The 23,755-nt window shown below is 65.1% G+C and carries 23 protein-coding genes; 6 read left to right on the top strand and 17 right to left on the bottom strand.

Annotated elements, in window-relative coordinates; genetic code table 11:
- Positions 1-472: 472 nt before the first annotated feature.
- From AC1DV8_RS22210 to AC1DV8_RS22180, 7 genes are all read right to left on the bottom strand, one after another.
- Positions 473-1,951, bottom strand: a complete 1,479-nt coding sequence (locus tag AC1DV8_RS22210; protein ID WP_477158960.1) for a mannitol dehydrogenase family protein — start codon at positions 1,949-1,951, stop codon at positions 473-475.
- Between the two features lie 54 nt (positions 1,952-2,005).
- Positions 2,006-3,007: an ABC transporter ATP-binding protein gene (locus AC1DV8_RS22205; protein WP_477158959.1), complete on the bottom strand. Its 1,002-nt coding sequence runs from the start codon at positions 3,005-3,007 to the stop codon at positions 2,006-2,008.
- Between the two features lie 10 nt (positions 3,008-3,017).
- Positions 3,018-3,845: a carbohydrate ABC transporter permease gene (locus AC1DV8_RS22200; protein ID WP_477149999.1), complete on the bottom strand. Its 828-nt coding sequence runs from the start codon at positions 3,843-3,845 to the stop codon at positions 3,018-3,020.
- Between the two features lie 10 nt (positions 3,846-3,855).
- Positions 3,856-4,725 carry a carbohydrate ABC transporter permease gene (locus AC1DV8_RS22195; protein ID WP_477158958.1) on the bottom strand — a complete coding sequence of 290 codons (870 nt, stop codon included), beginning with the start codon at positions 4,723-4,725 and terminating at the stop codon, positions 3,856-3,858.
- Between the two features lie 247 nt (positions 4,726-4,972).
- Entirely contained in the window at positions 4,973-6,277 is a 1,305-nt protein-coding gene (locus AC1DV8_RS22190) for an ABC transporter substrate-binding protein (RefSeq protein WP_477149997.1), read from the bottom strand.
- Between the two features lie 160 nt (positions 6,278-6,437).
- Positions 6,438-7,391 carry a sugar-binding transcriptional regulator gene (locus tag AC1DV8_RS22185; RefSeq protein ID WP_477149996.1) on the bottom strand — a complete coding sequence of 318 codons (954 nt, stop codon included), beginning with the start codon at positions 7,389-7,391 and terminating at the stop codon, positions 6,438-6,440.
- Between the two features lie 73 nt (positions 7,392-7,464).
- The gene (locus AC1DV8_RS22180) at positions 7,465-9,177 is read right to left on the bottom strand and encodes a DUF6311 domain-containing protein (protein WP_477158957.1); all 1,713 of its coding nucleotides are present in this window, start codon (positions 9,175-9,177) and stop codon (positions 7,465-7,467) included.
- Between the two features lie 169 nt (positions 9,178-9,346).
- Between AC1DV8_RS22180 and pncB the strand changes: the two genes are divergently transcribed.
- The 3 genes from pncB (at position 9,347) to AC1DV8_RS22165 (ending at position 11,841) form a co-directional block, all read left to right on the top strand.
- Positions 9,347-10,654: a nicotinate phosphoribosyltransferase gene (pncB, locus tag AC1DV8_RS22175; RefSeq protein ID WP_477158956.1), complete on the top strand. Its 1,308-nt coding sequence runs from the start codon at positions 9,347-9,349 to the stop codon at positions 10,652-10,654.
- A 25-nt stretch (positions 10,655-10,679) separates the two neighbouring features.
- Positions 10,680-11,435, top strand: a complete 756-nt coding sequence (locus AC1DV8_RS22170; RefSeq protein WP_477158955.1) for a hydroxypyruvate isomerase family protein — start codon at positions 10,680-10,682, stop codon at positions 11,433-11,435.
- A gap of 91 nt (positions 11,436-11,526) precedes the next feature.
- Positions 11,527-11,841, top strand: a complete 315-nt coding sequence (locus tag AC1DV8_RS22165; RefSeq protein ID WP_477158954.1) for a hypothetical protein — start codon at positions 11,527-11,529, stop codon at positions 11,839-11,841.
- A 4-nt stretch (positions 11,842-11,845) separates the two neighbouring features.
- Here AC1DV8_RS22165 and AC1DV8_RS22160 read toward each other — a convergent pair whose 3' ends face one another.
- Positions 11,846-12,637 (bottom strand): siderophore-interacting protein, encoded by a 792-nt coding sequence (locus AC1DV8_RS22160; RefSeq protein ID WP_477158953.1) that lies wholly within the window; start codon positions 12,635-12,637, stop codon positions 11,846-11,848.
- A gap of 201 nt (positions 12,638-12,838) precedes the next feature.
- Here AC1DV8_RS22160 and AC1DV8_RS22155 point away from each other — a divergent pair, with 201 nt between their 5' ends.
- Positions 12,839-13,783, top strand: a complete 945-nt coding sequence (locus tag AC1DV8_RS22155; protein WP_477158952.1) for a VOC family protein — start codon at positions 12,839-12,841, stop codon at positions 13,781-13,783.
- Positions 13,783-14,391, top strand: a complete 609-nt coding sequence (locus AC1DV8_RS22150) for an alpha/beta hydrolase (protein ID WP_477158951.1) — start codon at positions 13,783-13,785, stop codon at positions 14,389-14,391. Before AC1DV8_RS22155 ends, AC1DV8_RS22150 begins: the two co-directional genes overlap by 1 nt.
- A gap of 35 nt (positions 14,392-14,426) precedes the next feature.
- On the opposite strand, the gene AC1DV8_RS22145 is transcribed toward AC1DV8_RS22150, so the two are convergent.
- The 5 genes from AC1DV8_RS22145 to AC1DV8_RS22125 all read right to left on the bottom strand — a co-directional run bounded on the left by AC1DV8_RS22145 (position 14,427) and on the right by AC1DV8_RS22125 (position 18,089).
- Positions 14,427-15,440 (bottom strand): L,D-transpeptidase family protein, encoded by a 1,014-nt coding sequence (locus AC1DV8_RS22145; protein WP_477149988.1) that lies wholly within the window; start codon positions 15,438-15,440, stop codon positions 14,427-14,429.
- 109 nt (positions 15,441-15,549) lie between these two features.
- The gene (locus AC1DV8_RS22140; RefSeq protein WP_477149987.1) at positions 15,550-15,843 is read right to left on the bottom strand and encodes a GNAT family N-acetyltransferase; all 294 of its coding nucleotides are present in this window, start codon (positions 15,841-15,843) and stop codon (positions 15,550-15,552) included.
- Positions 15,844-15,941: 98 nt separating this feature from the next.
- Positions 15,942-16,514 carry a tetratricopeptide repeat protein gene (locus AC1DV8_RS22135; protein WP_477158950.1) on the bottom strand — a complete coding sequence of 191 codons (573 nt, stop codon included), beginning with the start codon at positions 16,512-16,514 and terminating at the stop codon, positions 15,942-15,944.
- A gap of 61 nt (positions 16,515-16,575) precedes the next feature.
- Positions 16,576-17,277 carry a DedA family protein gene (locus tag AC1DV8_RS22130; protein ID WP_477158949.1) on the bottom strand — a complete coding sequence of 234 codons (702 nt, stop codon included), beginning with the start codon at positions 17,275-17,277 and terminating at the stop codon, positions 16,576-16,578.
- Between the two features lie 110 nt (positions 17,278-17,387).
- Positions 17,388-18,089 (bottom strand): DedA family protein, encoded by a 702-nt coding sequence (locus tag AC1DV8_RS22125; protein ID WP_477149984.1) that lies wholly within the window; start codon positions 18,087-18,089, stop codon positions 17,388-17,390.
- Positions 18,090-18,302: 213 nt separating this feature from the next.
- On the opposite strand from AC1DV8_RS22125, the gene AC1DV8_RS22120 reads away from it, so the two are divergent.
- Positions 18,303-18,698: a RidA family protein gene (locus AC1DV8_RS22120; RefSeq protein ID WP_477149983.1), complete on the top strand. Its 396-nt coding sequence runs from the start codon at positions 18,303-18,305 to the stop codon at positions 18,696-18,698.
- Positions 18,699-18,748: 50 nt separating this feature from the next.
- Here AC1DV8_RS22120 and AC1DV8_RS22115 read toward each other — a convergent pair whose 3' ends face one another.
- From AC1DV8_RS22115 to AC1DV8_RS22100, 4 genes are all read right to left on the bottom strand, one after another.
- Positions 18,749-19,714 carry an ABC transporter permease gene (locus tag AC1DV8_RS22115; protein ID WP_477149982.1) on the bottom strand — a complete coding sequence of 322 codons (966 nt, stop codon included), beginning with the start codon at positions 19,712-19,714 and terminating at the stop codon, positions 18,749-18,751.
- 10 nt (positions 19,715-19,724) lie between these two features.
- Complete coding sequence (locus tag AC1DV8_RS22110) at positions 19,725-20,798, bottom strand: ABC transporter permease (protein WP_477158948.1); 1,074 nt, start codon at positions 20,796-20,798, stop codon at positions 19,725-19,727.
- Positions 20,795-22,348, bottom strand: a complete 1,554-nt coding sequence (locus AC1DV8_RS22105) for a sugar ABC transporter ATP-binding protein (protein WP_477158947.1) — start codon at positions 22,346-22,348, stop codon at positions 20,795-20,797. Before AC1DV8_RS22105 ends, AC1DV8_RS22110 begins: the two co-directional genes overlap by 4 nt.
- Positions 22,349-22,427: 79 nt before the next feature.
- On the bottom strand, positions 22,428-23,564 hold the full coding sequence (locus AC1DV8_RS22100; protein ID WP_477158946.1) for a sugar ABC transporter substrate-binding protein: 1,137 nt from the start codon (positions 23,562-23,564) through the stop codon (positions 22,428-22,430).
- Positions 23,565-23,755: the final 191 nt, after the last annotated feature.

Raw genomic sequence — 23,755 nt, 5'->3', positions numbered from 1 at the left:
GTGGACGGGTGCCCATAGCCGCGGCCGCCAGGGGACGGCTCCCCCAGCACCGAAGTCGCCCCACCGACCGTCCGTACGCGACCGCGCCCGTGTGGGTGACGGGGGCAGAATCGCATGGTGTAGGAGTGGGGGGATAAGTTCTTTCGCTTTGTTCGCTCTTTCCACTCGCACAAGCCGTCATCCCGGCGAAAGCCGGGACCCAGTGCACTGGGTCATGCACTCGCTCTTAGCCCTCCGACCCTGCCGTGATGGACCGGCACGGCCGGTGCCCAGACCGACTGCCTGAGCAGTGGGTCCCGGCTTTCGCCGGGATGACGGCCGGTGGGTTGGGACAGCTCGAGAAGGATGCCGATGCAGCGCGAGGCAATCTCGGCATCGTGGCTCCGCACCCTCACCCATCGCCCCGTCGGAGGGGTGTCGGCTGGTGGAGCCAAGATCGGGATGACGGCCGGTGGGTGGAGCGCTCCTGCGGCTACAGAGTCCCCGCCAGATAGCGCTTCAGCGTCTCCCGCGTTCCCACCTTCCACAGCGTCGACAGCGCGTGGGTGAAGGCGGCGACGTAGACCGGGTCGGTGGCGAGGTCGCCGAAGATATCGGTCATCGACAGCCAGGCCTTGGGGTCGGTCTTCGCTTGTTTGGCAAGGGCGGTGAGGCGGTCCCAGTTGGGGTCGTTGGGCGGGATTGGCTTGCCGCTGTCGGTTTCGCCGTAGCAGTAGCGGGCCCAGAGGGCCGAGACGAGGGCGAGGCCGGTGATGGATTTGCCTTGGGCGAGACGATCGGTGACCGAAGGGAGGATGAACTTGGGCTGGCGATTGCTGCCATCGAGGCAGAGGCGCTGGATGGTGTCGCCGATCTTGGGGTTGGAGAAGCGCCGGTCGATCAGCTTGTAATAGTCGTTGAGGTTGGTGTCGGGGACCGGCGGGACGATGGGGATGATCTCGTCGCGCTCGACCTTTTCGAGGAACTCGCGGATCAGCGGCTCTTCCATCGCCTCGTGGACGAAGTGGATGTCCATCAGCCCGCCCGGATAGGCGATGGTGGCGTGGCCGCCATTGAGGATGCGGATCTTCATCAGCTCGAACGGCGCGACATCCTTGACGAACTGTACGCCGACTTTTTCGAGCGCCGGGCGGCCGAGCGGGAAGTTGTCCTCCAGCACCCATTGCTTGAAGGCTTCGCAGAACACCGGCCAGCGATCCGCTATGCCGAACTCGTCGGCGATCAGCTTCTTCTCGCGGGCGCCGGTGGCGGGGGTGATTCGATCGACCATACCGTTGGGGAAGGCGACTGCCTTCTCGACCCATTGCGCCAGCTCGGAGTCGACCAGCCTTGCCAGCCCGACGACGGCGTTCTGCGCGACGTGACCGTTGCCCGGGATGTTGTCGCAGCTCATCACGGTGAACGGGGCAACGCCAGCGTCGCGGCGGCGCTTCAGGCCGGCGAGGATCAGGCCGAAGACGGTGCGCGGGGTGTCGAAATGCTCGGCGTCGTTGCGGATATCGGGGTGCGTTGGGTCGAAGCGCTGGCTCGCCGGATCGATGTAGTAACCGCCCTCGGTGATGGTGAGCGAGACGATGCGGATCGCCGGGTCGGTGAGCCTGGCGATGATGGTATTGGTGTCGCCGGGCTTCAGGAAATCCACCATCGGGGCGGTGACGCGTACGTGGCTTTCATGCGCCTCCTGCTCGACGACGCTGGTCAGCCAGTTCTGCGCTTCGAGGGTCGAGCGCATCGCCGCGTCGGCGTCACGCACACCAGCGCCGACGAGGGCCCAGTCGTGGTCGAGGCCGAGGTTGAACAGTGCATCGAGATAGACCGCCTGGTGGGCGCGGTGGAAATTGCCGACGCCAAAATGCAGGATCCCCGCCTTGAGGTCGGACTGCCGGTAATGCGGAACTGCGGCGAGCTCGGAAATCTCGGGCAACTGGTCGGCGGCGAGTTCGATCGGCATGGCAACCTCGTCAAGATGAGGCCGCACCCCTTTGAGATGCGGCCCGGACAGTATTCAGCGCAGCGCCAGACCGGAGTGGTCGAAGCGATAGATGCGTTCGGGGTCGGGGGTGAGCCAGACCGGATCGCCGTGCGAGAAGCTGGTGTCGCCCTCGGTGCGAACGGTCTGGAGGCCGGCGCCATCCACATGCACGTGGAGGAAGGTATCCGAGCCCAGGTGTTCGGCAACCCCTACATGGCCGGCCCAATCGCCGGACTCCTTGGAAATCCGGAGGTGCTCGGGGCGGACGCCGATCGAGGCGGCGCCGTATTTGCTGGCGGCTGCACCCTCGAAGAAGTTCATCTTGGGCGAGCCGATAAAGCCGGCGACGAACTTGTTGGCCGGGCGTTTGTAGAGGTCCATCGGCGTGCCGTACTGCTCGACCCGGCCGGCGTTCAGCACCACGATCTTGTCGGCCATGGTCATGGCTTCGACCTGGTCGTGGGTGACGTAGACCATGGTGGTCTTGAGCTGCTGGTGCAGCTCGGTGATCTCGAGCCGCATGTTGACGCGCAGGGCCGCGTCGAGGTTCGAAAGCGGCTCGTCGAACAGGAACGCCTTGGGCTCACGCACGATGGCGCGGCCGATGGCGACGCGCTGGCGCTGGCCGCCGGAGAGGGCGCGGGGCTTGCGGTCGAGGTAGTCGGTGAGGTTGAGGACGCGCGCCGCGTCATCGACCTTCTTGTCGGCGACGGCCTTGTCGATGTTGGCCATCTTGAGCGGGAAGTTGATGTTCTGGCGCACCGTCATGTGCGGGTAGAGCGCGTAGGACTGGAACACCATGGCGAGGCCGCGATGCGCCGGACCCTTGTCGGTGACGTCTACGCCATCGAGCTTGATCAGGCCGCCGGTCGTGTCCTCGAGGCCGGCAATCAATCTGAGGAGAGTAGATTTGCCGCACCCCGAGGGCCCGACGAAGACGACGAAGGCGCCGTCTTCAATCTCCAGCGAGACATCGGGGATCACCTGGTGGCCACCGAAGGTCTTGTTGACGTGTTCGAGAGTGATCGAGCCCATTTGAAATCCCCTATTTCACGGCGCCGAAGGTGAGACCGCGCACCAGCTGCTTCTGGCTGATCCAGCCCAGAACCAGGATCGGCGCGATGGCGAGGGTCGAAGCTGCACTCAGCTTGGCCCAGAACAGCCCCTCGGGGCTCGAGAAGGACGAGATGAAGGCGGTCAAGGGCGCGGCCTTGGACGCCGTCAGGTTGATGGTCCAGAACGCTTCGTTCCAGGCGAGAATGATGTTGAGCAACAGGGTCGAGGCGATGCCGGGAACGGCCATCGGCACGAGGATGTAGACCAGCTCTTTCCAGAGGATGGCGCCATCCATGCGGGCGGCCTCGAGGATATCGACCGGGATCTCCTTGAAGTAGGTGTAGAGCATCCAGATGACGATCGGCAGGTTGATCAGGGTCAGCACCGTGGTCAGCCCCCAGACCGTGTCGAGCAGCCCGAGATCGCGGAAGATCAGGTACATCGGCACCAGCACGCCGACCGCCGGCATCATCTTGGTCGACAGCATCCACATCAGCACGTCCTTGGTCTTGGGCGTGGGAGTGAAGGCCATGGCCCAGGCGGCGGGGATGGCGATGAGCAGCGCGATCAGGGTGGAGCCGACCGAGATCCAGACCGAGTTGAAGAAGTGCCGGAAGTAGTCCGAGCGCGACTGCACCTCGAAATAATTCTCCAGCGTCCAGGTGGGGATGATGGTCGGCGGCGAGGCGATGGCCTCGGCCTCGGTCTTGAAGCTGGTGAGGATGGTCCACAGGATCGGAAAGAACAGGAGGAAGGCCACCAGCCAGGCGAGGGCGGTGAAGGTGAGCTTCCGTTGCATGGTAACTTCGCGTGCCATCTCGAGCTCCTCAAGCGTCCAGGTTCTTGCCGACGGCGCGCATCAGGAAGATGGCGACGATGTTGGCGAGGATGACGGCGATGACGCCGCCGGCGGAGGCGCCGCCCACATCGAAGCTGAGGAGCGCGGTGCGGTAGACGAGGAAAGCGAGGTTGGTGGAGTTGTAGCCGGGCCCGCCATTGGTGGTGACCAGCACTTCGGCGAACACCGCGAGGAGGAAGATGGTCTGGATCAGGATCACCACGGTGATCGCCCGGGCCATGTGCGGCAGGATGATGTAGATGAAGCGCCGGATTGCGTTGGCGCCGTCCATCTCGGCGGCTTCCTTCTGCTCCTCGCTGAGCGATTGCAGCGCGGTGAGGAGGATCAGCGTCGCGAAGGGCAGCCACTGCCAGGCGACGATGATGATGATGGCGAACAGCGGGAACTGGGCGAACCAATCGACCGGCTGCTGGCCGAAGGCCCGGGCGATATCGGCGAAGAGGCCGTATTCCGGGTTCATCAGCATGTTCTTCCAGACCAGCGCGGCGACTGGCGGCATGACGAAGAACGGCGAGATGACGAGGATGCGGACGATCCCCTGGCCGAACATCGGCTGATCGAGCAGCAGCGCCAGGAAGATGCCGCCGATGACCGTGATGGCGAGGACGCCGATCACCAGGATCAGGGTGTTGCCGATGGCCTGGAGGAACGCCGGGTCGGTGAGGAAGTAGTAGTAGTTGGTCCAGCCGGCGAAGCTCGTGATCGGGTTCAGCAGGTTGTAGTTCTGGAAACTGAACCAGAGCGTGAGCACCAGCGGCACGATCATCCAGACAAGCAGGACAAGGACCGAAGGCGCCATCATGATGCGCGCAAGCGTGCGCGACTGTCGCGTGGCCATTGGCGTTCTCTCCCCTTAACGCCGGTTCAATCTCAGGCCCGGGATGCCCGGGCCGTTGTGGTTCGAATGCTCTTCAACTGGTGTCATTCCCGCGAAGGCGGGAACCTGGTGGGATGCTGCAACACGAGTGGAGGCTGCTACATCCCACCGGGTCCCCGCCTTCGCGGGGATGACGCGGTGCGTGAGGTAGAAAGTAGACCGCCGGCAGCTAGAGGACTGGCCGGCGGCCCCAAGTCGCCTCGGGAGGCTACTTGATGTACCCGCCCTTGGTCATTTCGCGGGTCGTAACGTCCTGGGCCTGCTTCAGCGCATCGTCGACGCTGGACTGGCCGGCGAGCGCCGCCGAGAACAGCTGGCCGACGGTGGTGCCGATGCCCTGGAACTCGGGGATGGCGACGAACTGCACGCCGACATAGGGGACCGGCTTGACGGTCGGCTTGGTCGGATCGGCGGCATTGATCGAGTCGAGCGTCATCTTGGCGAAGGGGGCGGCAGCCTGGTACTCGGGGTTGGCGTAGAGCGAGCTGCGCGTGCCCGGCGGCACGTTGGCCCAGCCTTCCTTGCTGGCAACCAGATCGAGATAGCCCTTCGAGGTTGCCCAGGCGACGAACTTCTGGGCGGCTTCCGCCTTCTGGGTGCCGGCGGGAATGCCGAGCGACCAAGCCCAGAGCCAGTTGCCGCGCTTGCCGAGGCCCTTGTCGGGAGCGAGCGCGAAGCCGACCTTGTCGGCAACGGTCGAGTCCTTGCCGGTAACGAACGAGGCGGCGACGGTGGCGTCGATCCACATGCCGCACTTGCCCTGCTGGAACAGCGCCAGGTTCTCGTTGAAGCCGTTGGACGAAGCGCCCTGCGGGCCATCGGCCTTCATCAGGTCGACGTAGAACTGCAGGGTGTCCTTCCACTCGGGCTGGTCGAACTGCGGCTTCCAGTTCTCATCGAACCAGCGGGCGCCGAAGGAGTTCGACATAGCGGTGAGGAACGCCATGTTCTCGCCCCAGCCGGCCTTGCCGCGGAGGCAGATGCCGTTGATGCCGGCGGCGCGGTCGGTCATCTTGTCGGCGGCTTCCTTGATGAAGTCCCAGGTGGGGGCGTCGGGCATGGTAAGCCCGGCCTTCTCCATCAGGTCTTTGCGATACATGACCATCGAGCTCTCGCCGTAGAACGGCGCGGCATAAAGCTTGCCGTCCAGCGACAGGCCGCCACGGATGGCGGGGAGCAGGTCATCGACGTCGTAGTCGGTGCCGAGATTGTCCAGCGGTACCAGCCAGCCCTGCTTGGCCCAGATCGGAACTTCGTAGGTGCCAATGGTCACGACGTCGTACTGGCCGCCCTTGGTGGCGATGTCGGTGGTGACCTTCTGGCGCAGCGCGTTCTCCTCGAGGGTAACCCACTCGAGCTGGATGTCGGGGTTCTTGGCCGTGAAATCGTCCGTCAGCTTCTGCATGCGGATCATGTCGCCATTGTTCACCGTGGCGATGGTGATGGTTTCGGCGGAAGCCGAGCCGGCAAGCGCAACAAGCATGGCGCCCGCGAGAAGCGGTAGCAGTTTCATCGATATCCTCCCTTTCCGATACGAGCATTTGTATCGGTGATGGGCAAATACTCATACTTCGGTCGATAAAGTCAAGCGGTTGATTTATCCACAGGGCGGCGCGACAGCGCGTCCTGTGAGGGTGCTTTGGCGGTATCGCTATGAATTCAGGGGGTTAGGGTTAGGCCAGCAGGCCTTCAGCCGTGGCTTCGTCTGTAAGCAAACCGTTTACCAACCGGCGGTTGAGCGCGGCGCGGATGCCGGGCAATTTTTGCTTGCCCATGGCGATTGCCACGACCAGCGACGACTCTCGCGAGGGCAGGGGGGCGCTGGCCACCCGGTCATTGGTCAGCCCATCGATCAGCTTGCCGTTGGCGTCGAAGGCCCAGCCCAGGATCTCGGCGATGGCGCCGGCCTTCTGCAACGCCTTCAGCTCCGGCTCGGAGATGAAGCCATCGAGATAGAGCGGCGCGTCCGGGCCGAGGTCGCCCAGCCCGAGAAAGGTCACGTCGGCCTGAGCGGCCAATGACAGGGTATCGCGGACCATGGGTTGGCTATGCAGCGCCTCGCGCTCCGCCGCCGACGAGGCGATGACCGGCAGCGGCATGGGGAAGCTGCGGGCCTTCACCGCGTCGGCCATCGAGAAGATGACGTTGTAGAAGGCGGCCGAGCCATCAGGCGCGATGTTGCCGGTGAGCGAGACGATCTTGTGCTGCGGCGCCTCGATGGGCGACAGCTGGTCGATCGCGGCCTTCAGCGTGCGCCCGGTGCCCAGCCCGAGGACGATCGGCTTGTCACCCTTCAGCCGGCGCTCGATTTCGGCGGCGGCCGCCTGGGCGAGGCCGAGCACGGTGGAGGTGGAACCCGGATCGGAGGGGACGACTTCGACGAGATCCAGCGCGTAGCGGGTGCGGAGCTTTTCGGCGAGCTCCATGCAGCGGCCGATCGGGTGATCGAGGCGGACCTTGATCAGGCCCTCCGAGATCGACAGCGAAACGAGGCGCTGGGCGGTCTGGCGCGACACACCGAGCTTTTTGGCGATCTCTTCCTGGTTGTTGCCGGCAACGTAGTAGAGCCAGCCGGCGCGGGCAGCGTCGTCGAGCCGGTTGCCCGAAGTGTCCTGTCGTGGCGCCATGGCCGGAAAATCCTGTCCGAAACGGGCGGATACTCACGCAATGGGCTTTTGCCCGCAAGGGGATTGTTCGGCTTTAGCGGCGCACTGCGACGAAAGGCGAAAGCTTGATGCCGGCGGCGTCGAGGATCGGCTTGCCCCCGGGGGCGAAGAGGATCAGGCCGTCGACGGGGGCGAGGATATCGCCCGGTCCGAGATGCTGGAGCACGCGGCGAGCGGCACGGCTGTTGAGGCCATAGATCGCCCCGCGATCGAAGCTGCCATCGCGCAGCGCCGCCTCGCCGACCGCTGCAGCGTTGGCCAGGGCAGTGGGATCGATGCGCCCGAGATAGACTGCGTCGGTGGGCAGCTCATGGGTCACGGCGAACCAGCTGAGCTCGCGCCAGTTGGTGCCCTCGTTCTCCACCGGGATGGCGCGGACACGCTGGTAGTGCGGCGCGAGCGCCTCCCAGGCGGGCGAGGTGAGCATGGTGCGCCAGGTTGTGCCGGTGCGATCGGGCCCGACTTTGAGCGCCCGGATACCCAGTTGCAGGTCAGTCAGTTGCAGCGCCAGCGCCAGGCAGGCGACGATCAGCGCTGGAGTGCTGCGCAGCTGGCGCGACAGCAGGGTCAGGAGCGCGAAGACCAGCAGGTAGCCGAGCGGCCAGAACATGCGGCCAGAACTACGGAAGGTGGTGAGGAATTTTTCGAGCTGCGCCGGCAGCGGCAACTCGAACAGCTCGATGCTGCCGAAGGCGACGCGGTGGCTCAGCGAGAAGATCGCGAGGCCGACCGCGACCAACACCAGCGGCAGGAAGCGCGGCCCGAACAGCGGCGCGAGATTGGCCGGGCGGAAGGTGACGGCGACCACGGCGATGAGGGCGAAAATGCCGAGCCCGACATAGTTCACGCCCTCCCATTCGAAGCGGTTGATGGGCACGCCGGGGACGATGAACTGGAAGAAGGCGGGGTTGACCGGGCCGAGCAGGTTCATGCGGAAGAGGCCGAAACCGTAACTCTCCATCGAGCCGACGGTGAAGATGCCGGCGGCCCAGAGCACGACGGCGATGCCGAGGCCGGCGAACAACAGCTCGGCAACGGTGGCCAGCGATCGCAACTCGCCGCGCCACAGCCGTGCCGCGAGCGAAGCGCCCCAGATGGCGAACACCATCACCAGCAGGTAGCCGTGAATGGCCGATACGGTCGCCAGCAGCAGCGGCCAGGCCCAGAGCGGCATGGGGCGGCGGAGGTAGAGCCAGACGGCGGCGAGGATGGTCCAGTGGCCGGCCAGCGCCATATGCACGTCGAGCCGCATCAGGAAGGCCGGCTGGAACACGCAGAACATCGCGGCGATCAATGCCATCGGACGGCTGAGCTTCAGCTGATGGGCGATCAACACGGCGAACAGCGACTGCAGGACGAAGCAGAGCAGCTCCCAATAGCCCCAGTACTGGAAGCGCACAGGTAGCCAGTTGGCGATCAGCTTGAACGGGAAGGCAAAGAGCGGCAGGGAATCGGACAGTCCGACGCTGTTGGCGAGTTCGAGCCCATTGAGCGGACTGGCGCCGGGTGGCCAGCCCCAAGGCGCCATGGAGAACCACCACCAGCCGAGCGTGTGCATGGCGCGATCACGCTCATCGAGCCAGAGGATGTTGGTGGGATCGAGCGGGGCGATGCCGCGCACGATGACGAACGCGATGATGCCGATGAGGATGGCGGGGACGATGGCCGGCGTTTCGAGGCTCGCAGCGACGTTCGCCGGGCGCAGGCGCGCCGGCTCGTGAAGCTCTGCTTCCCCCGTTGCGCTCATTCGGTTACCGGCAATCCACCTAGCCTGGCGCGCAGCCGCCATCCACTCTCAGTACCGCGCCGGTGGTGAAGGAAGCGTTTTGGCGCGTCCATCGTCACTTGGCGATATAGCGCTCTTTTCTTTTTCGCGCGATCCGCCTAGAGGTGTCGGACGAGTGAAGGGAAGCCTGATGCCGAAGACGGATATTGCCCGGCGGGTCTACAATCATACCTGGAAGCTCGATCCGATCGTGCGCAGCCTGCTCGATACGGACTTCTATAAGCTATTGATGCTGCAGATGATCTGGGGGCTTTACCCCAAGGTCGACGCCACTTTCTCGCTGATCAACCGCAAGACCTCGGTCCGCCTCGCCGACGATATCGACGAGGGCGAGCTGCGGGCGCAGCTCGACCATGCGCGGACGCTCCGCTTCGGCAAGAAGGAAATGATCTGGCTGGCGGGTAACAGTTTTTATGGCTCCAAGCAGATTTTCTCGCCGGAGTTCCTGCGTTGGCTCGCCGGGTTCCGGCTGCCGGACTACCACCTCGAAAAGCGCGATGGGCAGTATGAGCTGACCTTCCACGGCAAGTGGGTAGAGACCACGATGTGGGAGATCCCGGCGCTCGCCATCATCAACGAGCTGCGCAGCCGCGCGGCGCTGAAGGCTTATGGGCCGTTTGCGCTCGACGTGGTCTATGCGCGAGCCAAGGCCAAGATGTGGGAGAAGGTGGAGCGGCTGAAGAAGCTGCCGGAGCTTCGCATCTCGGATTTCGGCACCCGGCGTCGGCATTCGTTCCTGTGGCAGCGCTGGTGCGTCGAGGCGCTGAAGGAAGGGCTGGGGCTCGAGGTGTTCACCGGCACCTCGAACGTGCTGCTGGCGATGGACAACGATCTCGAAGCGCTGGGCACCAATGCGCATGAGCTGCCGATGGTGCTGGCGGCGATCGCGCCGAACGAAGAGGCGCTGAAAGAGGCGCCGTACCAGGTGCTGCAGGACTGGGAGAGCTATTACGGCGGCAATCTCAAGATCGTCCTGCCCGATGCATTTGGCACCGACGCGTTCCTTCGCGATGCGCCGGACTGGGTGGCCGACTGGACCGGCTTCCGACCGGACAGCGCTCCCGCGATCGAGGGCGGCGAGAAGATCATCGAGTGGTGGAAGGCGCGCGGGCGCGACCCTCGCGACAAGCTGCTGATCTTCTCCGATGGGCTCGATGTCGACATGATCGAAGAGGCCTATCGTCACTTCCATGGACGGGTGCGCATGGCCTTTGGCTGGGGCACCAACCTCACCAACGATTTCTCAGGTTGCTCGCCGTGGCCTAATCCGCAGCTTGAGCCGATCTCGCTGGTGTGCAAGGTCAGCGAGGCCGATGGCCATCCAGCCGTGAAGCTCTCGGACAATCCCGAGAAGGCCACCGGCGACGCGGCGGAGATTCGCCGCTACATCAGGATCTTCGGCGACAAGGGCCGGGTCTCCCACAAAGTTACCGTCTAGCCGACGAACTATTTTCTGAGGTCTCATGCGTTATTCCGCCTGCATCGAGTGGCTGTTCGCCACCGAAGAGCCTGACGTTGCCAACCGGGTCCGTGCGGCCAAGGCCGCGGGGCTCGACGCCGTCGAGTTCTGGCGTTTCTCCAACAAGGACTGCGATGCCATCAAGTTGGCGCTCGACGAAACCGGACTGACGCTGGCGGGAATTCTGTGCGAGCCGATCGCGCCGCTGACCAATCCGGAATCGCACCAGTGGTTCCTCGAGGGGGTGCGCACTTCGCTGGCGGCGGCGCTGCAACTTGGGGCCAGGGTGATCATTGCACAGGCCGGCGACAACCAGCCGGGCGTGGCGCGCGCGGCGCAGCATGCGGCGATTGTCAAGGTGCTCAAGGAAGCGGCGAAGCTGCTCGAAGGTTCGGGCGTGGTGCTGGCGCTGGAGCCGCTCAACGACCGGGTGGACCATCCGGGCTACTACCTCACCTCGACCGAGGAGGGGCTCGATATCGTCGACGAGGTGGCGCGGCCTGAGATCAAGCTGCTCTACGATATCTACCACGCGGCGGTGATGGGCGAAGAGATCGAAGTGCTCAGCGGGCGGCTCGACCGGGTGGTGCATGTGCATCTCGCCGATACCCCGGGCCGCGGCGAGCCGGGTAGCGGCCGCATGGATTATGCTGAGCGGCTCGAGTGGCTGGTGGCGCAGGGCTATGACGGGCTGATCGGGCTCGAGTACAAGCCGAGCGGGCCGACGGTGGAGACGCTGAAGTTTCGCGAGCTGGCGTAGCGTCGGGAGATGAACGGAACGGAGACAGCGGGCTCAGCCTGAGTTAAGCTCGCGTGTGGCAGCGTCGAGGCCGATCCAGGAGGAGGTCCAGATGCGCTCTCCCACTCGACTCCATCTTGTCCGTAGCCTTGCATTTTTCGTCGGCGCGCTTGTCGTCGGCACCTCTCTTGCCGCTCCCAAGGACGACGCAGCAAAGTCCGATTGCCTGCAAAAGGCGCTGATACAGTTCAACATCGATGATGCGGGTTGTGCGATCTACCCACTCACATCGGTGCTCTATGGCGAGTGCAAGGTTCGCGTGATGCGCGCCTACCAGACGGCGATGGCCAACTGCGTGCTCGACACGCCGTCATCAAGCACCCGGCCGCAACTGCGAAACCCCGGCAGGCTGACCATCAAGCAGTAGCCAGTCAGTCCCCGGCTTCGCCCCTTAGCCAATAGCCTGCGGCGCGGATGTAGTCGTTGTTGAAGCCGCGGGCGACGAGATGGTGGCGGAGCGACTTGGCCATCTGCGCTTCGCCGGCGACGAAGGCGAAGCCTTCGTCCGCGGGGAAGCCGATCTCGGTGACCGCAGGCAGGATCAGGTTTTCGGCGCCGGCCTCGCGGCCATTGCGGTGGATCCAGTGGATTTGGACCGGTGAACTGGTTTCGAAGCGCTGTTCGTCGGCCGCTTCCGGGACCTCGATGATGGCGATCGCCGGCTTATCCGCCGGCAGTTCCTCGATGCGGCGGCCGATGGCGGGGAGCGCCGTTTCGTCGCCGGCGATGAAGTACCAGTCGAAGGTTTCGGGGATGCGGATGGTCCCGCGCGGGCCGCCGATCATCAATTGGTCGCCGGGTTTCGCCTGCGCGGCCCATTCGGAGGCGGGGCCGTCGCCGTGCAGCACGAAATCGAGGTCGAGGGTCAGGGCCACCGGATCGAAGTAGCGCGGGGTGTAATCGCGGAGGAACGGCTTCGACACCTCGTCAGGCCAGGCGAGCCCGTCGGGATGGCGCTCAGGGCGCGGCAGCGGCTTGCCGTCCGAGGGCAGGAACACCTTGACGTGGTCGGCGTGACCCGGGGACTGGAAACCTTCCAGTTCGGGTCCGGTGAGCCGGATACGGCGCATGTGCGGGGTGATGTCGACGACCGAGGCGACGTCGAGGATGCGGATGCGGGTTTCGAGCCGGATGCGCTCGAGCGATCTATTTATGACGTTCATAGTCAAGATTTGGCTGGGCGAGGCAGCAGCGGTCAAGTTAACTCGGTGCAAGGTGGGATTGTTCGATCAGATCAAACAATCCCTTGCGTAGGCGGTGCGCTATTCGAGGGAATGCCGGTCGCCTATTTCTAGTGCCGAAGCGACCGGCAAGGGCCGGAACAAAGACAGCGATCGGCAGGGGCCGACGCATGGAGGTTAGCGATGATCACCCAGATCAAGGGCCTGCACCACGTTACGTCGATGGCGCGCGATGCGGCCGAGAACAACCATTTCTTCTCCAAGACGCTCGGCCTGCGCCGGGTGAAGCAGACCGTCAACTTCGACGCGCCCGACGTCTATCACCTCTACTACGGTGACGAGGTCGGTACGCCCGGCACGGTCATGACGCACTTCCCGTTCCCGCACATTGCTCGCGGCCGGCCTGGCGTCGGCGAAGTCGGCACCACGGTCTTCTCGGTGCCCGAGGGCTCGCTCGGCTACTGGCAGGAGCGGCTGGCACAGGACCGCGTCGGTGATCTCGCGCTCTCCGAAAGCTTTGGCGAGAAGCGCCTGAGCTTCCGGGCTCCGGAAGGCGATGCGTTGGCGCTGGTAGAGAACGCGGCCGACGCCCGGCTGCCGTGGACCGGCAGCGGCGTCGACGCCGAGCATGCGATCCGGGGCTTCCATTCGGCTTCGATGCGGCTCCGCGACGGTGGCGCCACGGAGGAGCTGCTGAAGTTCATGGGCTACCAGAACGCCGAGAGCTCGGGGAACACCCACCGGCTGATCCGGCCGGATGGCAACCCTGCCAACACCATCGATATCGAGGTGCTGCCCGATGCCAACCGGGCCGATCTCGGCGCGGGTTCGGTGCACCACATCGCCTTTGCGGTGGAGAACCGGGCGGCGCAGCTCGAGGTCCGGAAGGCCCTGCTCGACACGGGCTACCAGGTGACGCCGGTGATCGACCGGGACTATTTCTGGGCGATCTATTTCCGGACGCCGGGCGGCGTGTTGTTCGAGATCGCGACGAACGAGCCCGGGTTCGATCGGGACGAGGACACTGCGCACCTCGGCGAGTCGCTGAAGCTGCCGACGCAGCATGAACACCTGAGGAGCCAGCTGGAGCAGACGCTGCAGCCGCTCGAGGACAAGGAACTGGCATGATGGCCGAAGTACTCGACAGCTACGTCAACGTGGATATCCCCGGCGCATCCCAGGATGCGCCGGCCTTCTACCTGTTGCACGGCACCGGCGGCGACGAGCATCAGTTCACCGACCTCGCCGCGGAGCTGAAGCCCGGGGCGCGGCGGATCGGTGTGCGGGGCGACGTCTCCGAAGGCGGGGCGCTGCGCTACTTCAAGCGCGTTGGCGAGGGCCGCTATGACATGGCGGACCTAGCCCGGGCGACCAAGAAGCTCGCGGGCTTCGTCGGGGCGAGCAAGGGCAGTGCCAAAGAGGTGCTGGGGCTTGGCTACTCGAACGGGGCAAACATCCTTGCCTCGGTGTTGTTCGAGGCGCCGGAGCAGTTCGACGTGGCGGTGCTGATGCATCCGCTGATCCCCTTCACGCCCAAGCCGCAGCCGGGGCTGAAGGGCAAGCGGATCATCATCACCGCGGGCCGCCGCGATCCGATCGCGCCGGTGCATTCGGCAGAGCTGCTCTCGACCTATTTCAAGCAGCAGGGCGCCGAGGTGACGCTGTTCTGGCACGAAGGCGGGCACGAAATCCGCCGCGAGGAACTGCTCGCGGTGCGGGACTTCCTCGCCGAGTAAGTACGAAGGCCGCCTCTCGGGGCGGCCTTTTCATGTCAGCCGACGAACGCCACCGGTACGCCAGGCTTCACCATTTTGGCGAGTTCATTCGCGTCCCAGTTGGTCAGGCGCACGCAGCCATGCGAGGCGGTCTTGTCGATCAGCGACGGCTCGGGGGTGCCGTGGATGCCGAAGGTCGGTTCGCTCAGGTCGATCCACATCGAGCCGACCGGGCCATTGGGACCGGGCGGGATGGTGAGCACTTCGGTGTTCTTGCCCTGCTGGAAATTGACCTTGGGGTTGTAGGTGTATTCGGGCATGGGGGCGACGCCTTCGACCACATGGGTGCCGGTGGGCGAGGGGTTTTCCTCGGAACCGATGGTGGCCGGATAGGCAGCGATCAGTCGGTCGCCCTCGCCATAGGCGCGCACTTGGCGCAGCGACTTGTCGGCCTCGATGCGCAGCACCTCGCCCTTGAGGTCCGGGCCGTATGCGGCGACCTGGATCGTTTCGCCGGTGGTGAAGCTGGCACCGGGGTTGAGCGCCTTCAGCAGGTCCACATCCATGTGGAAGCGCTCGCCCAGTTCTTCCGCGATCGAGGTGTAGCCCAGGAACTTGCGCTTGGCCTGCTCGGCATAGTCCTTGGGAATCGGCTCGCCGATGGCGTTGAGGTCGTCGGCGATGATCTTGTAGTCGCCGATCACCGGGTCGCCGGTTTCGAGCGCTGTGAGCATGTCGGGATCGAGCGCGCCGTCGGGAGGCAGGTCGCGCATCAGCTCGAAGGCGAACACGGCCTTGCGCACATTGTCGCCGTCGAAGCCGTCGATGACCCCCGGCGAGGCGCCGGCGCGATCGAGCAGCACCTGCAGGCGGATGATGGCGGGATCGGGCTGGCGCTCGACTTTGGTGGCTCCTTCAGCCGGCGGAGCGTATTGCACCGGGATGGTCGAGAGGTCGGCGGCGTTCACTGCCTCAGCGGTGAGCGGCACAGCCGGCAGCGTCGCCACCTCCTGCGCATTGGCAAGAACGGTGGCGAGGGCGAAAGCGAGGGTAGCGAGCGCGAGGCGCATGGTTTCCAGTTCCTTTGGGGAAGAGGAAACAACGCCGGCGGCTCACGGGTTGCCTCAATCTGTCGTGCGCAGCATCGGCATGGTTAGCATTTGGCCAAAATGCCGCGGATCAGGCTTGCAGGTCGGCCCATTCCGGATGGCGGCGGAACTGCGCCACGACGTAGGAGCAGACCGGCACGATCTTGCTGCCGGTGGCGCGAGCATCGGCGATTCCGCGCTCGACCAGCTTCAGCGCAAGGCCGAGGTTGCGGTGCTGTGGCGGCACGCCCGTGTGGTCGACGATGATGGTCTTGGCATCGCGGCGCTGGTAGGTCATTTCAGCTTCGCTGCCGTCGGGGAGATAGACCACGTAGCGGCCGCGGCCGTCGGCCTCTTCGTGCTCGACGGGAAGTTCGTCAGACATCGCAAAACCCTTCACAGTCGGAACGGCGTCAGCTTTGGCGCCGGGCATGATGCACATATGGGGTGGAAGCGGGCAGGCGGAAGAGCGGTGGGCGCGGGTCAGATCTGCGTCATCGGCTCACCAAGTTCGGGAAACAGCCGTCGCTCGTTGAGGAACGGGTGAATGGCGAGGGCGGCGGCCATGTCTCTCAGGGCCAGGGCGCGCTTGCCCAGTTGCAGGTACATCAGCGAGCGCCCGGAAAGGGCGCCGAAATGGCGGGGCTCGAGGGCCAGCACCTTCTCGCAATCGGCGATCGAGGCATCAAAGTTGCCGATCGCGTAATACATGGTGGCGCGCTGGTTCCAACCCTCGGCGTAGTCGGGGTAATCGGCAATCAGCTTGTCGAGCAGGCGGATCGCTCCCGGCACGTCGCCCATGTTGCGGGCGGTCAGCGCCTCGCGCATGCGACCGGCGAGGATCGGGTCGGATGGGGTGGTCCAGTAGATCCAGATCTTCTGGTCGATGGCGTGTGCGGTCTTGGCGTCGGGGGCGACGCGCAACTGGGCGAACAGCTTGTCGATGGCCAGACGGTCCGCCGCGTCGTCGGCCAGGGCCGGGCTCAGCGCCAACAGCAACAGCAGCCCCAGGAGGAGGCGCGGAAGGATCGAGGCGAGACGAACCAGGTTGCGCATGGCCCCAATATTCGACCCCGGGCCGCGACGGCGCAAGTGATCAGTTGGTGATCGGCGCCGGCTAGTGCCCCGCCTCGGGCTTCTGCCAGCGGGCCTGGAGCGAGCGGCCGAAATTGCCGAGAAATGGCGCTGCGGCGAGGAGGATCGCTCGCCAGTAATGGAGCAAGAGGAACAGCACCACGAGGATCAGCGCGCCGACGATGATCACCAACTCGAGGCTGAGGCCCATCGACTTGAGCCAGGCCGAGAGCAGCATGCCGGGGAGGATATGCGCGGCGGCCCAGACGAAGGCGGAGGTGACGTTGATGATCGAGAAGCGCCGATAGTCCATGCCGAACATGCCGGCGATGCCGGGCACCACGGCCTTCACCCCTGGGATGAAGCGGCCGATGAACACCGACTTGCCGCCGTGCTTGGCGAAGAACGCCTCGCCGCGGGCGATCAGCGGCAGGTGGTTGCGGAACGGCCAGATGGTCTTGATCCGGTCCTTCAGCCAGAAGCCCACGGTGTAGGAGATGGCGTCGCCGACCACCGCGCCGACCACCGCCGCGAGATAGATCTCCCAGAACGGGAGCTTGCCGTCAGCGATCAGGCCGCCGGCGAGCAGCAGTACCGGCGTCGACGGGATGAACAGCCCGAGGATGAATACGGCCTCTGTGGCAGCGATCAGGAAGATGAACCAGAGACTGAGCCAGAAATTGCCCGAGATGGCCTCGAGCAGCATTTCCAGCCAGCCGGTGAGTGCGTTGAAAACCTCGAGCATCGGCCCAGCCTAGCGGGCCGAAATGAGGATTGCGTGACAGGGGCCGGGGGGGTCTTCGTTTGTCGCGCGTTCGAACGGGAAAAGTCTGCAACTTTTCCTGCACGCGCTCCTTAGTGGCCGGTCTCGGGCTTCTGCCAGCGCGCCTGCAGCGAGCGACCGAACTCGCCCATGAACGGGGCCAGGGACAGGAGGATACGCTTCCAGAAGTGGACGATGAGGAAGAGGACGGTGAGCACGATGGCGCCGACGATGATGACCAGCTCGAGGCTCAGTCCAATCGACTTCAGCCAGCCGGTGAGCAGCACGCCGGGCAGGATGTGCACTGCGGCCCAGACGAAAGCCGAGACGACATTGATGACCGAGAAGTGGCGGTACGACATGCCCATCATGCCGGCGACGCCGGGGATCACGGCTTTCACGCCGGTGATGAAGCGGCCGATGAAGATGGCCTTGCCGCCGTGGCGGGCGAAGAACACCTCGCCCTGCTCGATGAGCTTGAGGTGGTTCTTGAACGGCCAGACCGTCCGGATGCGGTCCTTCAGTGCCCAGCCGACGGTGTAGGAGATGGCGTCGCCGATGATCGCGCCGAGCACGGCTGCGAAGTAGATCGGCCAGAACGGCAGGCTGCCCTGAGCGATAAGGCCACCGGTCAGTAGCAGGATCGGAAGCGAGGGCACCAGCAGGCCGACGATGAAGACCGCTTCACCGATGCAGACCAGGAAGATGAAAAGCAGCGAGAGCCAGAAATTGTCGGAAATGCCTTGCAGGAACAGTTCGAGCCAAGTCGAAATTGAATGGAAGAACTCGATCATAGGCTACGGCTGCTCCCCTGTGCCCCCTAGGCGCGAGGCATTGCCTCGTGCTGTAACGTGTCACGATTGGCATGGCACCGCCAGTCGGTAGTGGCGCGCCCATTGCGGCTATTTGACGAGACGTGCATGAACTGTGCGTGAACGCGCTATGGTCGCGTCGACGCTGTACTCAGCCGTGGGGGCGATGAGGCAGCGGGCTGAACGGAGTTGTCGATGTCGCTGCCTATCCACCACATGATCTCCGGCGGACCGCAGCCGGTGGCGCCTTTCAGCCATGCGGTCGAGGCCGACGGCTTCGTGTTTGTCACCGGTCAGATGCCGACCGACCCCAACGCGCCGGACGCCCCCCTGCCGGAGGGCATCGAGGCACAGACGCGGCGGGTGATCGAGAACCTGAAACTGATCCTCGCCGGCCTGGGCCTGGGGCTCGAGCACGTCACCATGGCGCGCATTTACCTCACCGAGTTTCATCGCGACTACGTGGAGCTCAATACGTTGTGGCCGAGCTTCTTCGAGGCCGGGAAGTTGCCGGCGCGGACCACGGTGGGTGTGACGGCGCTGGCGGTGGGCTCGCTCGTGGAGATCGACCTGATCGCTCGACGGCCCTGACCCACCTTCTCCCACAAGGGGGAGAAGCGCCAAGCCGATGGATCCCCGGTCTAGCTCGTTACCTTCGCCGTCCGTCCATAGACCAGCAGCATGACGATGATCACCAGGCCGTAGATGATCTGGCGGCCGGCTTCCGGCATCTGCATGATCGAGAGCACCGAGTTCAGCAGCACGATCAGGATCACCCCGACCACGGTGCCGATGAAGCGGCCGCGGCCGCCGAGGATGTGGGTGCCGCCGATCACCACCGCGGCGATGGCCGGCAGCAGGTAGGCATTGCCCATGCCCTGGTAGGCCTTGGCGGAATAGCCGGCGAGCAGCACGCCGGCGAGTGCCGCGCAGAGCCCGGAGATGACGAAGGCGCCGACGATGACCCAGCGGGTTCGGATGCCGCTGAGGTAGGATGCGGCCTCGCGGTTGCCGGTCGCGTAGATGGATTTGCCGAAGGCGGTGCGGCTGAGGATGGCGGCGATGACGACGGACACCGCGGCCCAGACGAAGATCGCGACGGGGATGCCGAGGATCTTGTCGGCGGCGAGGTACCGCATCAGCGGGGTGGATTCGGTGACCGGCGAGAAGCCGCCGGTATGGGCGACCATCAGGCCGCGCATCACCGAGTCGACGCCGAGGGTGAAGATCATCGAGGGGATGCGGAGGTAGGCGACGCCGAAGCCGTTGAAGAGGCCGACGAGCAAGCCGATGGCGAGGCCGGTCGGGATGGCGGCGGGGCCGCCGACCGTGGTCGCCATCATGGCGGCGGCGGTCATCGTCCACGGCACGCTCAGGTCGATGTGGCCGAGAAGGATCACCATCATCATGCCGGCGGCGACGATGCCGAGGAAGGCGCCGGTCTGCAGCTGGGTGAGCAGGTAATTGGGGCTCAGCAGCGGCATCGAGCCGAGCGTTGCCATGGTGTAGATCGAGCCCAGCGCCAGGATCACCAGCACGAAGCCGGCGGAGATGACGATCGGCAGATCGTCGGGTTTCAGGCGGGGCAGGGTGAGGTCGTTGGCCATGGGTCCGGTCCTACCTGAACAGTTCGAGGCGGTTCTTCACCCGCAGCGTGCGGATGGCGCCGAGGCTGACGGCGGCGAGCAGCACGACGCCCTCGACCAGCGGTTGCAGCAGTGGGTCGATGGAGAGAATGCGGAAGTAGAACGAGATGGCGCGGAGGATCAGCGCGCCGACCAGCGCCCCGATCACCGTGCCGACGCCGCCGAGCAACGAGATGCCGCCCAGCACCACGGCGGCGATGGAGTTGAGCGTGTAGGCGCCGGCCTGCGGGATATCGGCGCTGCCCGAGCCGGTCTGGACGGCGAGGTAGAGCCCGGCGCAACCGGCGAAGAAGCCGGCCAGCGTGAAGGCCCAGAGCTTGGCGCGGTTGATCGGCAGGCCCGACATGTAGGCGGCGCCCTCAGACGAGCCGATGGCGTAGAGCGCGCGACCCGTGACGGTGCGGCGGAACGGGATCCACACGGCGGCCGCGATCACGACGAGGATGATCAGCGGCACCGGGAACCAGGCGATGGGCTGGAACCAGGCGGCGTCGCCGTCGTCGAACAGGTGGTAGGTCTCGGCGAGGTCGCGCAGTGAGTTGGTGGCGGCCCAGTTGAGATCGAGATCGACCTCGCCGCCCGGTTCCGGGCGGATCAGCAGCGCGAGGCCGATGGCGACGGCGCCTGTGGCCAATGTGGCGATGATCGGTTGCAGGCGGCCGTAGACGATGACTAGGCCGTTGACGAGGCCGAAACCGGTGCCTGCGGCGACGGAGACGACGCAGCCGAGGATGATCTGCCATGGTTCGCCGCGGACCAGTTCGCTGGCGATGCAGCTGGTGAGGGTCATCACCGCGCCGACCGAGAGGTCGAGGCCGCCGAGGATCACGGTCATCGCCTGCGCCATGGCGACGAAGGCGAGCGCCACGGATTCATTGGTGTTGGCGATGAAGACGTTGGTGGAAAAGCCGCGCGGGTGGATGAAGTTGTAGGTGATGTAGAGCGCGGCGAGCAGCAGCAGGGCGCCGTAGAAGCCGCGGTTCTGGCGGATCGACATGGCGAGCGCCGAGGCGCGGGGTGGGGTGTTGGCGGTAACGGCGCTCATGCGGGCACCGCCTCTCGGGCCGGCGCGTCGACCGGCCTGGTGATGTTGAGCGCGGCGGCGACGAGGGCTTCCTCGGTGATAGCGTCGCCTGAGAACTCGGTGACGATGCGGCCGTCGTACATTACGGCGACGCGGTCGCAGCAGCCGATTAGCTCAGCATAATCAGTGGAGTAAAAGAGGATCGCGGTGTCCTTGTCGGCAAGCTCGCGCATCAGCCGGTAGAGCTCCTGCTTGGTGCCGACGTCGATGCCGCGGGTCGGGTCGTTGAGCAGCATCACCTCGGGATCGGTCATCAGCCACTTGGCGATGACCACTTTCTGCTGGTTGCCGCCGGAGAGACTGGCGACCGCGTCGTCCGGCTTGTTGAGCTTGATCTGCAGCTGGGCGATGGCATCGGCCACAGCTTGCCGCGACTTTGCCCGGTCGATGAACGGACCCTGACGAACCTTGTCGAAGCTCGCGACCAGCAGGTTGTCGGTGATCGACATGGGGAGCATCAGCCCTTCGGTCTTACGGTCCTCGGGCACCAGTGCGATGCGGCTGCGGCCGCTCTTGGCATCGGCTGGGGAGCCGGGAATGCCGCCCTCGCCACCGACCGTGACCTTACCCTCGACGCCGCGGAGCACGCCGAACAGGGCGAGCAACAGTTCCTTTTGGCCCTGGCCGTCGAGGCCGCCGAGCCCGACGATCTCGCCCTTGCCGACCGACAGCGAGACGCCATTGAGGCGGTTCTCCCATTTGAGGTTGGTGACGGCGAGGTGTGGCTTGCGGGCGAGGGCGGGGGGCTTGGTCGGGAACTGGTGGGTGATGTCGCGGCCGATCATCAGCTTGACGATCTCGTCCTGGCTGCGGGCGCCCTTGTCGAAGGTTTCGATGTGGCGGCCGTTGCGGAATACCGAGAGGGTGTCGCAGAGCGCCTCGACCTCGTGCATCCGGTGCGAGATGAACAGCATGCCGGTGCCCTCGGCCTTCAGCTCGGCGAGCACGTTGTAGACGGTTTCGACGTCTCGGCTGGTGAGCGCGGAGGTTGCCTCGTCGAGGATCAAGAGCTTGGGGTTCTTGCCGAGCGCCTTGGCGATTTCGACCATCTGCCGGCGGCTCAGCGACAGGTCGCGGATCAGCGCGCGGGGGTCGACGTCCTCGCAGTGGATGCGGGCGAGCAGCATTTCGGCGCGATCGCGCTGGGCGCGCTTGTCGATGAGGCCGAAGCGGCGCGGCGGGTCGGAAATCGAGATGTTGTCGGCGACCGACAGGTCGGGCATCAGCGACAGTTCCTGGAACACGCAGACGACGCCAGCTTTCCCTGCATCGGAGGGGCGCGAGAAGCGGTGCGGCGTACCTTCGACAGTCAGCGTGCCGGTATCTGGCTGCACTACGCCGGCCATGATCTTGATCAGAGTGGATTTGCCGGCGCCGTTCTCGCCCAGGATGGCGTGGATGGAGCCTTGCCAGCAGGAAAAGTCGACGCCTTCGAGCGCCCGGGCGCCCGAGAAATACTTCGATACACCGCTCAGTTCGGCGAATGGCCGCGCGGGCTTGCCGTCCAGCATCGTAGATCCTCAGCCGTCGAATGAATGGGGAGCAGCGGTGCCGGCGATGGGGCCGGCACCGCCTTTTACATGCGGAGGTCTACTGCACGTTCTCCTCGGTCTGGGCCATGATGGCCGGGCCCGAGATGTTCACCCCGCAGGGCGGGAATTCGTTCACGGTGAAGAAGTTGTCCGGCAGGTCGGTCCAGAAATTGGTGCCGTCCTTGAGCGCGGTGTAGTCGACCGAAGGCAGCGGCACCGAGATGAGCTGGGGCATGATGTTGCCTTCGAGCGCCGAGATCGCCGCCTTCATCGAGATGGCGACGAGACCCGGGGACTGGCCGATCGAGAGGCCAACGAGGCCCTCGCCGGAGTGCGCAGCGACGAGCTTGCGGAACCCGTTCTCGGCTTCGCCGCCCACCGGCACGAACGGGTGCTTGGCATCGAGCAGCGCCTGCACGGTGCCGGTCGAGCCGCCCTGGGTGATCACGGCGTCGAAGGTGCCGTGCACGGCGAGCGCGTCGGCGGTCACCTTCTGCGCGGTTCCGTCATCCCAGTTGCCGACCACCTGGACGATTTCCCAGGGGCCGGGGGTGCCGTCGAACACCTCGTGGATGCCGATCGAGCGGTCACGATCGACCGAGTTGCCGGCGAGGCCGCGGACTTCGAGGATCTTGCCCGAGGTCTTGCCCTTGGCAGCCAGTTCCTTGACCACGAAGTTGGCCCAGTCGCGGCCCATCTGCAGCTGGTCTTCGTTGACCATCATGACGGCGTCAGTATCGAGGATGTTGTCGAACGGCACGATGACGACGTTCTCGCGGTCGGCGAGGCGGATGACGCGGTCAAAACCCTCCGGCGACACCGCGATGGTGACGATGGCGTCAAAACCCTGATTGATGAAGTCCTCGATGGCGCCGAGTTGGGCCGGCGCGTCGGTGCCGGTCGAGACGACCTTGAACTCCTTGATCTTGTCCTTGATCGCCGGGTCTTCGGCGAAGGCCTTGGCGGTCTTGATCATCTGGATGCGCCAGGTGTTGCCGACATAGCCGTTGACCACCGCGATGCGGTATGGGCCGGGCTTGGCTTCCCACTGAAAGTACTTGGTCTCGGCGTTCCACGGCGCGAAGCAGGTAGGGTCGGCGCCGGGGCCGGAGACGACGTTCGGTCCGGCGAAGCTGAAGCTGGTCGAGACGAGAAGGCCGGCGAGAGCGGCCGAAGCGATGCGTAGTGCGTTCATAGGTTTCTCCTCCCAGAGAACAATCTGAAACAACTAGGCAGTCGAGTCGGTGGTCAAACGGTGGCCGAGCGTTCTCGTGTCCGTCCACCATATCGTCGGGCGAGATAGCCCGATCCGGCGCGCCTCCCTTGGCGTCGCCAAATCCTTCGGTTGGTCGCGCGTTCGAACCGGAAAAGCGCGAGCGACTTTTC

This window comes from Devosia sp. P3_B2, from assembly GCF_056402875.1.
This window is presented reverse-complemented; position numbering and strand designations above follow the sequence as displayed.

Coding starts and splice junctions, on each gene's coding strand:
- AC1DV8_RS22210 (WP_477158960.1), bottom strand. CDS start 1,951: ATGCCGATCGAACTCGCCGCCGACCAGTTGCCCGAGATTTCCGAGCTC.
- AC1DV8_RS22205 (WP_477158959.1), bottom strand. CDS start 3,007: ATGGGCTCGATCACTCTCGAACACGTCAACAAGACCTTCGGTGGCCAC.
- AC1DV8_RS22200 (WP_477149999.1), bottom strand. CDS start 3,845: ATGGCACGCGAAGTTACCATGCAACGGAAGCTCACCTTCACCGCCCTC.
- AC1DV8_RS22195 (WP_477158958.1), bottom strand. CDS start 4,725: ATGGCCACGCGACAGTCGCGCACGCTTGCGCGCATCATGATGGCGCCT.
- AC1DV8_RS22190 (WP_477149997.1), bottom strand. CDS start 6,277: ATGAAACTGCTACCGCTTCTCGCGGGCGCCATGCTTGTTGCGCTTGCC.
- AC1DV8_RS22185 (WP_477149996.1), bottom strand. CDS start 7,391: ATGGCGCCACGACAGGACACTTCGGGCAACCGGCTCGACGACGCTGCC.
- AC1DV8_RS22180 (WP_477158957.1), bottom strand. CDS start 9,177: ATGAGCGCAACGGGGGAAGCAGAGCTTCACGAGCCGGCGCGCCTGCGC.
- pncB (WP_477158956.1), top strand. CDS start 9,347: ATGCCGAAGACGGATATTGCCCGGCGGGTCTACAATCATACCTGGAAG.
- AC1DV8_RS22170 (WP_477158955.1), top strand. CDS start 10,680: ATGCGTTATTCCGCCTGCATCGAGTGGCTGTTCGCCACCGAAGAGCCT.
- AC1DV8_RS22165 (WP_477158954.1), top strand. CDS start 11,527: ATGCGCTCTCCCACTCGACTCCATCTTGTCCGTAGCCTTGCATTTTTC.
- AC1DV8_RS22160 (WP_477158953.1), bottom strand. CDS start 12,637: ATGAACGTCATAAATAGATCGCTCGAGCGCATCCGGCTCGAAACCCGC.
- AC1DV8_RS22155 (WP_477158952.1), top strand. CDS start 12,839: ATGATCACCCAGATCAAGGGCCTGCACCACGTTACGTCGATGGCGCGC.
- AC1DV8_RS22150 (WP_477158951.1), top strand. CDS start 13,783: ATGGCCGAAGTACTCGACAGCTACGTCAACGTGGATATCCCCGGCGCA.
- AC1DV8_RS22145 (WP_477149988.1), bottom strand. CDS start 15,440: ATGCGCCTCGCGCTCGCTACCCTCGCTTTCGCCCTCGCCACCGTTCTT.
- AC1DV8_RS22140 (WP_477149987.1), bottom strand. CDS start 15,843: ATGTCTGACGAACTTCCCGTCGAGCACGAAGAGGCCGACGGCCGCGGC.
- AC1DV8_RS22135 (WP_477158950.1), bottom strand. CDS start 16,514: ATGCGCAACCTGGTTCGTCTCGCCTCGATCCTTCCGCGCCTCCTCCTG.
- AC1DV8_RS22130 (WP_477158949.1), bottom strand. CDS start 17,277: ATGCTCGAGGTTTTCAACGCACTCACCGGCTGGCTGGAAATGCTGCTC.
- AC1DV8_RS22125 (WP_477149984.1), bottom strand. CDS start 18,089: ATGATCGAGTTCTTCCATTCAATTTCGACTTGGCTCGAACTGTTCCTG.
- AC1DV8_RS22120 (WP_477149983.1), top strand. CDS start 18,303: ATGTCGCTGCCTATCCACCACATGATCTCCGGCGGACCGCAGCCGGTG.
- AC1DV8_RS22115 (WP_477149982.1), bottom strand. CDS start 19,714: ATGGCCAACGACCTCACCCTGCCCCGCCTGAAACCCGACGATCTGCCG.
- AC1DV8_RS22110 (WP_477158948.1), bottom strand. CDS start 20,798: ATGAGCGCCGTTACCGCCAACACCCCACCCCGCGCCTCGGCGCTCGCC.
- AC1DV8_RS22105 (WP_477158947.1), bottom strand. CDS start 22,348: ATGCTGGACGGCAAGCCCGCGCGGCCATTCGCCGAACTGAGCGGTGTA.
- AC1DV8_RS22100 (WP_477158946.1), bottom strand. CDS start 23,564: ATGAACGCACTACGCATCGCTTCGGCCGCTCTCGCCGGCCTTCTCGTC.